Genomic DNA, 11,417 nt, shown 5'->3' on the forward strand with positions numbered 1-11,417 from the left:
TGGGCGGCGTGGCGAATCCGCCCCGAAACCGTTGCGATAAGAGGAGCAGCACGTGATGTGCAATTGCGACGCTCGAACAGTCCAAATGGAAAATCCGCCGCACGATGATGCCCTCGGCCGGTGGAACGACGAAGGAGGGGCGCCTCCCGCTCTCGATCCCGATGCGCTCGTTGCAGGGATCTCGACGCTGACTGGGCCCGAACGCCAAGTACTGCAATGCCTTGGTGCGGCTGTTGTCCTCCAATGGAACAGAATGCCCCCAAAATTGCAGCGCGTGCTCTTCAGACTAGCCTCCGCGGACGGTGGCGCGGCTGCGGTCGGTGTGCTTTCAGCGCGAGTCGCGCGATTTCTGCACGACCACAAAGACGACCTCGATGGTCGGTGAGGCATCGGATGCGATCGGCCGCGGAACCCGCCGTCAACCTTCCATGGCTCGCACCGCGCCAGACTGAGCCTTGATGCAAACACACATTTGTCATGACTCAACCCAACGACGGCCTCCCGCGTGAGGCGGCCGACCGCTTCACTCTGCCGCTCTCCCGATTTCTCCGGATCGAAGCGGCGGCGGGGGTCCTTCTTCTCCTCGCGGCGACGGCGGCATTGCTTCTTGCGAACTCGCCGTGGGCGGGAACCTTCCTACGATTTTGGAAGACGCCCGTCGGGCTCGAATTCGGTCCGCACGATTTCAGCCGATCGCTGAGCAGCTGGATCAATGACGGGCTCATGACGCTCTTCTTCTTCGTGGTCGCCCTCGAGCTCAAGAGAGAGTTGGTACTTGGCGAGTTGCGCGACCTTCGGCTGGCGGCCCTCCCCCTCGCGGGAGCACTCGGTGGCATGCTGGTTCCCATCTCTGTGTATCTAATCATCATGGCCGGCAAGCTGGAGTTGCACGGCTGGGGCACCGTGATGGCGACCGACACCGCGTTTGTGATCGGATGCGTCGCGCTGTTCGGGCGTCGCGTTCCTGCCAGCCTGCGCCTTTTCCTCTTGTCTCTCGCAATTTTCGATGACGTGGGCGCGATAGTCGTCGTGGCGATCGGATACAGCGAAAATCTGAATGCGTTCGCGCTGGCTCTCGCTGCGCTCGTCCTTGCGGTGGTGGCAGGCTTGGCTCGCCTCGGGATCCGAGACCTGCGGATCTACTTTCTGCTGGGAGGACTTCTCTGGATCTGCCTCGACGTCTCCGGCATTCACGCGACTGCCGCGGGTGTCGTTCTCGGCTTTATTACCCCTACAGCGGTCTGGGTTAGCGACACCCGTCTGCGCGGAATACTCGGTGGACTGCTTGCGCATCCCACCGGCGAGCACTGGAGCGGAGACACGGAGAACCGCAGAGACTTGCTGCGAGCGGGCATCGCGGTGACGGAGTCGCTATCCCCCGTCGAGCGGCTCGAAATGTTGCTCCATCCTTGGACGGGCTTCATGATCATGCCGCTGTTCGCGCTTGCCAACGCCGGGGTCGTGATCTCACCCGCCAACCTGCAGCAGGCAGTATCTGTCGCGATCTTCGCGGGCCTGGCACTCGGGAAGCCCCTTGGGGTCCTTTCTTTCAGCTGGCTGGCCGTCCGTCTTGGCCTGGCCGTCCGAGTGCCCGGCCTGACATGGCCCTTTCTCGCAGCAGGGGCTTTTCTGACCGGGATCGGCTTTACGATGTCCTTGTTCATCGCCGGCGTTGCCTTTAGCCCGGCGGTGCTCGGTGCCGCCAAGATCGGGATATTGTCTGCGTCAATCGTCTCCGCTGCCGTCGGCATAGTCTGGCTGACATGGCTCACCCGCCGGAATGCGTCCAACTATTGATCGCCGGGCCTATGCGCCGGCGGGAGCGCGGCGTCGCTGTTCATGATCTGATAGGCATGTCCTACCACGGCCGGAAAGGTGCGCCGAACGTTACGCGCGACCCACGAGGTGGAGAAACTGCGCCGATCGTTCCAAATCCGACATGTAGTCCCGTGTCAGTGGGGCAGCATTCACGGACCGAGTGAATTGCATCTGAAAGACGATGTTCGTTCGGCGTCGGAAGCCGATCTCGCACAGAACGAAATAGAACTCCCACATTCTGACAAATTGCTCGCCGTAGACGGATTTTACCTCTGAAGCCTGCGCCATAAATCGCTTACGCCAGTGGCGCAGCGTTTCGGCATAGTGTAGGCGTAGGATTTCCACGTCAGTAACTAAAAGACCTGTCGGTTCCAGTGCAGAAAACACCTCCGAGAGTGACGGAATGTCCGCACCAGGGAAGATGTATTTCTGAATGAATGGGTTGATAGGCGCCGGTGTATCCGAGTAGCCAATCGAGTGGAGCAGTCCGATGCCATCTTCGGCCAGGAGTTCGTGAATTCGGGTAAAGAATTCCGCATAATTCCGCTTCCCCACGTGCTCGAACATCCCGACCGAAACGATCCGGTCGAATGTCCCCTCGAGGTTGCGATAATCCCCTAACTCGAAACGAACGCGATCGCCGGCCGGGGACGCAGCCGCACGCGCCTCGCTGAAGCGATGTTGTTCGGTGCTGAGCGTTACACCGGTGACATCGGCACCGAACTCCTCCGCAAGGTAGAGTGCGAGGCCGCCCCACCCCGACCCCACATCGAGCACTCTCAGCCCGGGCCGGTCCAGGCAGAGCTTGGCTGCAATGTGCCGCTTCTTGTTCTGCTGCGCCTGCTCTAGTGAATCACCGGCATCCCGGAAATAGGCGCAGGAGTACTGGCGATCTTCATCAAGAAAGATTTCGTAGAACTCGGACGGAAGATCGTAATGATGTGCAACGTTCTTGCGCGCACGGCCTATTGGATTCGATTGCTTCAGCCCCCGGCCGAATCGTGCGAGAAGCGCCGGCCACGAGTTCCGGCCGTGAGTTCCGAAGTTGCGCGCCAGGACGTCCAGGAACTCGTAAAGCGTGCCAGCCTCGATCACCAACCTGCCATCCATGTAAGCCTCCCCCATGGCGAGGCCCGGGTTGATGGCGAGAGTGTACTCGCTCGCCTTCGAGGTCAGACGCAGTGTCACCTTCGCAGGCGAACCATCACCGACGTCGTGAACACGCCCGCCAGCGTCGATCACGCGGAGGCTCCCGTCGCGAACGATCGATCTGAGAATCGCAATAACCAACAAGTTTCGCCCCACGCCGCGAACAGAGGATCAGCAGTTCGAAGGCAGTCGTAGCACACCGGCGCGTTAATTGCCGAACGGAGAAGGCCCCTCAAATCACGTCGAGCGCAACGGGGAGATGACCGATTTGCTGCGGGCATCGACAAATTGACGTTCCGGCGACGGCCTTCGCGAGGAATTGCACTGCACGGCTCCGCCTATCAGTCTCACCGCGAAACCCGTCCAACAATTCGCTGTGGCTATTGATTTCCTCGGGGGCCGGCAGTCGCCATGCCGACGGATCAGGCGCAAACGACCGACTGGAACGACGTCATCATTCGAGCTGATTGCAATTCTTCTCGTCGTGATGGCTGCCTTCGGATGGATCAATCACGGGCAATCGATCCCTCCACATACGATTGGCCTGCTCGTGATGGGGTTCGGGGCATCATTCGTGGCGGTGACCATCGAGATTGCCTAGGTGTTGTAGACAAAGTCGCTGATGAGAATCCGCGTTGATGAAATTAAGCCGGCGTGACCGTGACGCACACGTCAAGCGCCTCGAACGCCGAGATATCGCCAATGAAGCTGCCCGAAACCGGCATCACCTGGCGTATGTGACGCGCGACGGCGACCGGTATCAGGTTGAAACTACCCACGCTGCGATTGGTGGGGTCGAACATGATCCAGCCGGCGCCGGGCAGGTAGACCTCCGCCCAGGCATGGGTCGAGCCGGAGCCGCTCGAGCCGGTCAGGTTGCGATCCGGGTCGTAAAGATAGCCGGAGACGATCCGGGCGCCGAAACCCAGCGCGCGCACCGCATCGACGAACAGCACCGCGAAATCGCGACATGAGCCCTTGCCGCGCGCCAGCGTTTGGACGGGTGACTGCGCGGATTCGTCTTCGCGCTCTTCGTAGACGATTTGCGCGGCGACGCCCTGGCTGATGTCTTTCAGCAGCGATAGCGTGTCCTTCCCCTCGCGGGCGACGAAGCCCTGCGCCCATGTGCGTAACTCTCCTGTGGAGTCGAGGTAGGCCTGCAGGCGCATACCGCCCAGATCCGTCATCTCGTCTTCGCTCAGCAGGAAAGGATAGGTCGACGCCGAGGCGGTAATGTCGAAAACCGGCCACTTCTCGGCATCGAGCGTCAGTGTGGCGACGCTGTCGACGATGAGCGAGTCTGCGGGCTCAAGGAAGGTCGCCGTCGCCACGCTGTTGCCCGTCACGTCATTCGCCCAACTAACGGCCGCGGCGGGAGAGACCTCCAGCTCATGTTTGTGAAGACGCAGCATGCGGCTCTCCTTCGGACGCAGCATCAGCCGGTGGGGACCGAACGCCGTCGGCTGCCGGTAGCGGTAGGTCGTGCGGTGACGCACGATGAGGCGGGTCAATGGGTTGATCCGGCGAGAACTGCATCGCCGGCAGGCAAGGCGACGATACGGCGACGTGAAAGGCCCGGGCTCGGATACGTCGCGTATTGGTAAGCCATGTCAGCCTCCACATACATGTATGGATTCGGTGTACGGTCCCGGAATGAGATGGCGCGGTTTGATTTTGAAGATCGACGGATCCTTTGTACAGGCATCGCAGATCGCCTGAAAGGGCGTGCGCCAGCGCAGGGCCTTGAGGTGCTTGGCGAAGTTGGTGGCTGTGACGAACGCCAGGACATGCGCCGCAAGGCTCTCGAGGTCGCCGTCGTGGTAGGTCTTGAGGGTGGCGTTCTTGATGGTCCGATTCGTCCGCTCGGCCTGGCCGTGGGTCCACGGATGGTCCGGCTTCGTCAGCCGATGCTCGATGCCGTTGGCGATGCAGACGCGATCGAAGATATGGGGACCGAGGAAGCGCCGACTCGGGCCGTCGCGGTTCTTGGGAAGATCGGCGAAGGCCATGCCGTTGTCAGTCAGCACGGTGTGGATCCTATAGGGGAACGCCTCGACGACGGCTTCGAGGAAGGCCGCTCCTTCCATCTTGCCGGCGTTGTCCTTGAACTCGACGTACGAGAACTTCGACACGCGGTCGATGGCCAGGAACATGACGAGCTTGCCGTGGGCATGGCGGAGTTCGCAGCTGTCGATATGGACGTAGCCGATCACGTAGTCCTTGAAGCGACGGCGCTGTTCCTTCGTTTCTTCGACCAGCAGTCGAGAATGCCGTGCCGTTGCAGGCAGCGATGCAGGACGCTGCGGCTGAGGCTTGGGATCGTCTCTCTCAGGCAGCCCAGCACATCGTCCAGCGGCAGAAGTGTCTTCTGCCGAAACGACCGCCCGGATGTTCAGCACGTTGGCGCCAAACGATGGAGAAAGTTCCCGATGCGCACCGATGCGGAGGCCCGTCGCGCCATCCTTGACGCCCTTCTCAGATCGGCCGGAAAATCTTTCGAGCGACGCTTTCAAGTTTTCGCTGGCAGTCCATTGTGTTTCACGTCCGAAAATCATACCTGAGAGATGGATGGTCGAACGGAAACCCCGCGACATCCTTTCTCCCCCTGCGTTTTTTCTGACTGGAAGCCCGCGACCGTGCTCGCCATTCACGCGATCGGAGCACTGCCGGCACGGCTTTCGTTCGCAGGCGAGAACATGCTCATCCGATTCTCACACGGCACGAGCGCGCGGAGCGCGCCGACAAGGATATTCCATGCGCCCAGTACGGCATGATGCCGAACCCCACCTGTTCGAGGTCGGACAGACCGTCCGCTTAAGAAATGGGCTCGACCGCCGGCCCGGCTCAGCCGAGTTCTTCAGGATCACGCGCTTGCTGCCGCCCGCCGGTGAGGCCCTGCAGTACCGCATCCGGAACGAGGCGGAACCGTACGAGCGGGTCGTGACCGAGGACCGGCTCGATCGCGTCGACACGGCCAACGACCGCAAGTCTGGCTCACTCGAGGAAAGGGTCTTTGGCCTCGGCTGAGGACGGCGACGCAAGTCCGGCGCCGTGCCCACTACCGACGCCCGTTGCATACCTGCACAGCATCTCGTGCAGCAACGTTCCTCCGCGGCTTTTGGTTCTCCAGCCTACGGCGCGCTTCGCACCGTGAGTTGGAGGATGCAACGTGGATCAATCAGGCCGGCTCCGGCGGCTTCGCGTCAGCGACGAGCGCCGCGCTAGGCGGAACAGCCCCATCCTCGGCCGGCTGTGGAACTTCTCGCTCTCGGGTCCCAATCCGGGGCGCCTCAGAGCGAGGATCTATGTCCCCGAAGAACTCGCACCCGGGTCCGCCCTCGTCGTCGTCCTGCACGGATGCTTGCAGTCGGCGAGCGAGTATGACGATGGAACCGGGTGGTCGAAACTCGCCGATCGGTTCGGCTTCGCCCTGGTGTTCCCGCAGCAGCGCCGGCGCAACAACCCTCTGCGAGGGTTCAACTGGTTCAAGTCGGGCGACAGCCATCGCGACGGCGGCGAGCCGGCCTCGGTCATCCAGATGGTTCGGCAGGTCGCGGGTCAGTACCGGACCGATCCGCGCCGCGTCTTCGTGACGGGGCTCTCCGCCGGCGGCGCGATGGCCTCGGTCCTGCTCGCCACGTACCCGGAGGTCTTCGCCGGCGGTGCCATCATTGCCGGCCTGCCTTATGTCCACGCCTCCACCCTCGGGACCGCCCTGTCCCGCATGGAGGGGGAGGACGGAAGTCCGACAGCGCGAGAGCTCGCGACGGAGGTCCGCGATGCGTCGGGACACGCCGGCGCCTGGCCGATCGTCTCCGTCTGGCACGGCGGCGACGATCACACGGTAGATCCCTCGAACGCGGCGCAGATCGTCACCCAGTGGCGTGAACTCCACGGGCTCGGCGCGGAATCGACGACGACTGACGCCTTCGACGGGTACACGCGCCGAAGCTGGCACAACGCTGCGGGGCGAGAGGTAATCGAGGAATACGCCATCTCCGGCATGGGACACGGCACGCCGATCATCGCCCCGAGCGACGTGCTGCGGCCTCTCCCATCACCCTACATGCTCGCCGGCCCCGTCTCCTCGACGGACCGCATTGCGACTTTCTGGGGCCTCGCTCCGGCGGGCTAAGTGCGAAGGACGCGCGCCGGCGGGGCGGCCCGGACGACCACGAATTCATACTCTGACGCCGCGGCAAAGCCGAGAGAGACTTCGCTGCCACTGAGGCGTCAGACCCGCCGGGAGAGGCGACGAGCCTGTCGGGGGCTTCTCATTGCAGCGTAAGCTCAGGAGGCGTCTGCCGCAGGGCCGACGGGCGGCTCGAGACCGACCAGCAGGTTCTTCACATTCGAGACGTGCCACCGTGCGGCCCGGCGGGTCATGATCCCGCGCCGGTTCAGCTCGTCTACCGTCGCGCGGAGGCTTGTGTGTCCCCCCTCGCAGGTCGGTCACGACCGGCGCAAGCTCCTGCGCGAATAGTAGCGTCGTGATACCAACGGTGAGATCGTTCGTCTCCGGCATGTCAGCCGCGATGAACTTTACACCGCTGCCGCGAAGGGCCAGCAGAAAGCCGGCACTGTGCGACAGGCGGTCGAATTGGGCGATCGCGAGCGTCGCGCCGGTAAGTGCAGCGCGTGCTCATCCCCGCGGCTGCCGCAGACACGACCGTCCCTCTGCCCGCATCACCGCGTAGTCTTCCAAAAAGCCGCCGATCGCAGATCTGTCGGGCAGTCGCTCGACTTCATCTGCTGCCCGATCGAGCAACTCCTGCCGATACTCCGGCACCGGTACACACGCGATGCCGGAGTGCTCAGAACTCGCCCTCGCGCATGCGCCGAGCGAGATCATCACGCCCGCGAGGCCTATCGCGCGACGCATCCAACATCCACTGCCGCGCATCGGATACCTCCCTTTCTTGTTCGAGTTGTTCATCGAGGCGGCGGCTGCGCTCACCAGAGCGACGGAGAGCGCCCAGCGCCGCGACGAAGGCGCCGGCAGCGGCGGCGTACATCCCGAGCCGCCGCAACCACGGCAGAACGAGGAGCCAGCCCATCACGCCGCCTCCTCACCGAGCTGCCGAGCGGCCTTTACCCGCCGCCAGAGCGCGTACCCGCCCCCGGCGACGATCAGCACCCCGATCGCGATGCCGAAGATTGTCCCGGCCTGGATATGCCGATCGGCCCGTTCGAGTTCCGTGACCAAAGCCGGCAGGCTCTCGGCGATGATCGCCCCACCGCTGGCGACAGCGATGCTGGTGCGCTGCACAACGCTGGACCTCGCCAGCGGCTCGATATCAGGCGGGAGCGCGACATCGCTGGGCCAGCGGTAGCCAAGCAGTTGGCTCGCCGAGTACGGCCGGATGCTGACCGCATCGTCCTGGTTGCCGTCGAGGACGAGGATGTCGCCGTTCTTTGCACGCCCGGCGTAGAAGCCGACGTGGCCCTGCTAGCTGTCGCGCTTGCCACGCCAGAAGACGACGACGCAGCCGATGGCCGGCTTGTCGAGCTTGCGGCCCGGCGGAAAGCGGCACCATCGTCTGCAGCCAGATCGCGGTGGCGTTCGAGACATGGGTGGCGGAGATTTCGCCGAGGGTGCCTCGGATTGCGGTCTCGTACCGTTCAGGACGAGCCCCCATCCGCCAAAAAGGCGCGAGAGCGTTCCAAGCGACAGCGAGCACATCATTTATCCTGTGCCGATCAGGTGAATGGAGTTAGACATCTAGTCGCGTAAGCAGGTTCCGGACATTCGACACCTGCCATCGCCCGTCCCTGCGCGTCATGACACCCCGCGCATTGAGCGCATCCGCGATGGCCCGAAGGCTGGTACATCCCCCTGCCCGCAGCTCTTCGATCAGGGGCCGGATTGCCTCGGCATGGCGATCGGCGTTCTCGCGCACCGCACCCAGAATGGCCTCGTTCCCTTTTCCCGCCCGTCTCAGCGCCGCAGCGCCATTGGGATTGCCCAACCGGGTCCCTCGCGCCTTTGCGGCCGCGAGCGCCTCCCGGGTCCGCCGCGCGATGGCCTCCCGCTCCTGCTGGGCCACCAGCGCCATGATGCCGACCGTGAGGTCATTGGCCTCCGGCATATCGGCCGCGATGAACCGGACCCCGCTGTCGCGCAGCGTGAGCAGGAACGCCGCGTTGCGCGACAGGCGGTCCAGCTTCGCGATGGCCAGCGTCGCTCCGGTGAGGCGCGCAAGCTGAAGAGCGTCGAGGAGCTGAGGCCGGTCCGACCGCTTGCCGCTCTCGGTCTCGGTGTAGGTGCCAATGACCTCGGCGCCCCGATCTCTCGCGAGCGTCTTGATAGCCGCTTCCTGAGCCGCGAGGCCGAGCCCGCTCCGTCCTTGCCGGGCCGTCGAGACGCGATGATACGCGACGAGGCGGAAAGGCATAAGGGTCATAGGGGTCATCGGCTCCGTACAGAACTGCCTAACGTTGGTTGCGCAGTTTTGTACGCTCAATCCGAGCCGAGAGTGTAGGGCCTGATAGGGAATCTCCGCCTTTTCTCGAATGCTCACGATCATCCACGATAGATGCGAAGTCTCTCAAAGAAGCGGCGAATGATAAAACTTCGCACGATACTGATGACAGAGAAGGCGATGCTGAGTGCCGCGGCGGTCCCGAGATGCGCCGGCAGGCCGAACAGAGGGAACAGAAGAAGCTGTGTGATGACGGCCAGGCCGTAGCCGGCGAGGACATTGACCACCGCCTCCAGCAACGACATCGCGCGGCTTTGCGACATGCTCGACAGATCAATGCTTCGAGGGGAGGGGCGATGCCGTTACTTCGGCCGGCCGCAACTCTCCCCGATCATCGGCGGTAAACCGCACGAGGTTCACCGTGACTGGATGCGTGGAGGTACTCGCAGGAAGCGCGATGCGGCTGCGCGAGGCCGGAGTGATTCCGAGCTCAGCCATATACTTGCCCATAAGCTCCAATTGCTTGTTCGCTACGCTGAGCCAAGGCGATTGCTGCACATAGCCCGAAGGCGCCTTGATGAGGGTCGGTCCCTCGGCGAGCTTCCTCTCCGCTTCGACCCATCGCCCATAGGCTTGGCAATAGGCGGCAAGAGCGGCGCGATCGACAGTGGTAACAACACCCATGTCGTGCAACGTCCCGGCAATCCGTCGCCATTCGGCCTTCGCGAGCGGTGAGAGATGGGAGGGGCAATGCGGCCTCACGTCAGCAGGCCGAGGCTCATGGGCGTTGAGTTTGCGTTTGCCGGGATTGCCGTTGGCACGCTTCATGGCTGTCGGAACGGGTTTGCGTCCGCGCATTCTCCTCTCCTATTCCGCCGCAAGTGGTTGAGGGAGGCGCTCGGCACGGACCGCAGCAAAGGTCTCGCCCGTCTCTGCCAGCACCGGTTTCTCGCCTGTGAAGGCGGCCCAGCGGGTGACGATGACGTCCACGTAGGCGGGATCGAGTTCTATCCCGAGGCAAACCCTGCCCGAGGTCTCAGCGGCGATGACGCTGGTGCCGGAGCCCAGGAAGGGGTCGTAGATGGCCTGCCCGGGCGATGAGTTGTTCAGCATCGGCCGACGCATGCAATCCACCGGCTTCTGCGTCCCATGGACCGTCGCCGCGTCCTGGTCTCGGTTCGGGATCTGCCACAGCGTCGTCTGCGTCCGCCCACCCGACCAATGTCCCTTGCCCCGGACCGCGTACCAGCAGGGCTCGTGTTGCCAGTGGTAGTGCCCGCGCGAGAGGACCATCCTGTCTTTGGCCCAGATGATCTGGGAGCGGATTTCGAAGTCCGATGCGAAGAGGCTTTCTGCGACGGTCCCGGCGTGAAGCCCGGCATGCCAGACGTAGGCGACATCACCTGGAAACAGCGTCCACACCTCGCGCCAGTCGGCCCGATCGTCGTTTTTCACCTTGCCGGTGCGCCGCGTCCGCGTGCCACGCGCCTTGTTGCGCCACGCCGGCTCATACTCGACGCCGTAAGGCGGGTCCGTGACCATCAGCGTTGGCTGCACACCATCGAGTAAGCGTTCCACCACATTCAGATCGGTGGCATCGCCACAGACAACTCTGTGCCGGCCCAGGAGCCAGACGTCATTCAGACGAGAGACGGGGACGGCAGGGGGCTCAGGGGTTTCCTCCTCGCGTGGGTCGAAGCCGTCAGCCGATAACAGGCTATCGATCTCGGTCCCGTCGAAGCCCAACGCGGCGATGTCGACGCCGAGCTCGGAAAGGTCCGCCACTTCGAGCGCGAGGAGATCGCGATCCCATCCGGCCTGCTCGGCGAGCTTGTTGTCGGCCAGGATATAGGCCCGCTTCTGCGTCTCGGTCAGGTGACTGAGCTCGATCACCGGGACCGCGGATAGGCCGAGTTGTTGCGCCGCCAGCAACCGGCCGTGCCCCGCGATGATCCCGTTCTCCCCATCCACCAGGACCGGATTGGTGAAGCCGAACTCCCGGATGGCCCCCGCGATCAAGCTGACCTG

General features: G+C 63.4%; 11 protein-coding genes and 2 pseudogenes. 3 read left to right on the top strand and 10 right to left on the bottom strand.

Annotated elements, in window-relative coordinates:
• Positions 1–477 precede the first annotated feature (477 nt).
• Positions 478–1,797, top strand: a complete 1,320-nt coding sequence (gene nhaA / locus L1787_RS12015) for a Na+/H+ antiporter NhaA (protein ID WP_235709083.1) — start codon at positions 478–480, stop codon at positions 1,795–1,797.
• 90 nt (positions 1,798–1,887) lie between these two features.
• On the opposite strand, the gene L1787_RS12020 is transcribed toward nhaA, so the two are convergent.
• From L1787_RS12020 to L1787_RS12030, 3 genes and pseudogenes are all read right to left on the bottom strand, one after another.
• Positions 1,888–3,060 (bottom strand): class I SAM-dependent methyltransferase, encoded by a 1,173-nt coding sequence (locus L1787_RS12020; protein ID WP_235709084.1) that lies wholly within the window; start codon positions 3,058–3,060, stop codon positions 1,888–1,890.
• A 551-nt stretch (positions 3,061–3,611) separates the two neighbouring features.
• The gene (locus L1787_RS12025) at positions 3,612–4,478 is read right to left on the bottom strand and encodes a transglutaminase family protein (protein ID WP_235709085.1); all 867 of its coding nucleotides are present in this window, start codon (positions 4,476–4,478) and stop codon (positions 3,612–3,614) included.
• Between the two features lie 99 nt (positions 4,479–4,577).
• Positions 4,578–5,344: pseudogene (locus L1787_RS12030) on the bottom strand (integrase core domain-containing protein); the annotation flags it as partial.
• 377 nt (positions 5,345–5,721) lie between these two features.
• Between L1787_RS12030 and L1787_RS12035 the strand changes: the two are divergent.
• Both L1787_RS12035 and L1787_RS12040 read left to right on the top strand, forming a co-directional pair.
• Positions 5,722–5,994 carry a hypothetical protein gene (locus L1787_RS12035; RefSeq protein WP_235709086.1) on the top strand — a complete coding sequence of 91 codons (273 nt, stop codon included), beginning with the start codon at positions 5,722–5,724 and terminating at the stop codon, positions 5,992–5,994.
• A 142-nt stretch (positions 5,995–6,136) separates the two neighbouring features.
• Complete coding sequence (locus L1787_RS12040) at positions 6,137–7,102, top strand: extracellular catalytic domain type 1 short-chain-length polyhydroxyalkanoate depolymerase (protein WP_235709087.1); 966 nt, start codon at positions 6,137–6,139, stop codon at positions 7,100–7,102.
• A gap of 155 nt (positions 7,103–7,257) precedes the next feature.
• Here L1787_RS12040 and L1787_RS26050 read toward each other — a convergent pair.
• The 7 genes and pseudogenes from L1787_RS26050 to L1787_RS12070 all read right to left on the bottom strand — a co-directional run.
• A pseudogene (locus L1787_RS26050) lies at positions 7,258–7,386 on the bottom strand (hypothetical protein); the annotation flags it as partial.
• A gap of 395 nt (positions 7,387–7,781) precedes the next feature.
• On the bottom strand, positions 7,782–8,024 hold the full coding sequence (locus tag L1787_RS12045) for a hypothetical protein (protein WP_235709088.1): 243 nt from the start codon (positions 8,022–8,024) through the stop codon (positions 7,782–7,784).
• Positions 8,024–8,236 carry a hypothetical protein gene (locus L1787_RS12050; protein ID WP_235709089.1) on the bottom strand — a complete coding sequence of 71 codons (213 nt, stop codon included), beginning with the start codon at positions 8,234–8,236 and terminating at the stop codon, positions 8,024–8,026. Before L1787_RS12050 ends, L1787_RS12045 begins: the two co-directional genes overlap by 1 nt.
• Positions 8,237–8,681: 445 nt before the next feature.
• Positions 8,682–9,371: a recombinase family protein gene (locus tag L1787_RS12055; protein WP_235709090.1), complete on the bottom strand. Its 690-nt coding sequence runs from the start codon at positions 9,369–9,371 to the stop codon at positions 8,682–8,684.
• A 119-nt stretch (positions 9,372–9,490) separates the two neighbouring features.
• Positions 9,491–9,712: a DUF7220 family protein gene (locus tag L1787_RS12060; protein WP_235709091.1), complete on the bottom strand. Its 222-nt coding sequence runs from the start codon at positions 9,710–9,712 to the stop codon at positions 9,491–9,493.
• Between the two features lie 10 nt (positions 9,713–9,722).
• Entirely contained in the window at positions 9,723–10,247 is a 525-nt protein-coding gene (locus tag L1787_RS12065) for a phage terminase small subunit P27 family (protein WP_235709092.1), read from the bottom strand.
• A gap of 9 nt (positions 10,248–10,256) precedes the next feature.
• A partial coding sequence (locus tag L1787_RS12070) for a site-specific DNA-methyltransferase (protein ID WP_235709093.1) occupies positions 10,257–11,417 on the bottom strand: 1,161 nt, incomplete at its 5' end.

It is taken from the genome of Acuticoccus kalidii, assembly GCF_021556395.1.
GTDB lineage: Bacteria > Pseudomonadota > Alphaproteobacteria > Rhizobiales > Amorphaceae > Acuticoccus > Acuticoccus kalidii.

Excerpts from the sequence above, each read along its gene's own strand:
- L1787_RS12055 (WP_235709090.1), bottom strand. The coding sequence starts at position 9,371 with ATGACCCTTATGCCTTTCCGCCTCGTCGCGTATCATCGCGTCTCGACG.
- L1787_RS12045 (WP_235709088.1), bottom strand. The coding sequence starts at position 8,024 with ATGGGCTGGCTCCTCGTTCTGCCGTGGTTGCGGCGGCTCGGGATGTAC.
- nhaA (WP_235709083.1), top strand. The coding sequence starts at position 478 with ATGACTCAACCCAACGACGGCCTCCCGCGTGAGGCGGCCGACCGCTTC.
- L1787_RS12060 (WP_235709091.1), bottom strand. The coding sequence starts at position 9,712 with ATGTCGCAAAGCCGCGCGATGTCGTTGCTGGAGGCGGTGGTCAATGTC.
- L1787_RS12065 (WP_235709092.1), bottom strand. The coding sequence starts at position 10,247 with ATGCGCGGACGCAAACCCGTTCCGACAGCCATGAAGCGTGCCAACGGC.
- L1787_RS12035 (WP_235709086.1), top strand. The coding sequence starts at position 5,722 with ATGCGCCCAGTACGGCATGATGCCGAACCCCACCTGTTCGAGGTCGGA.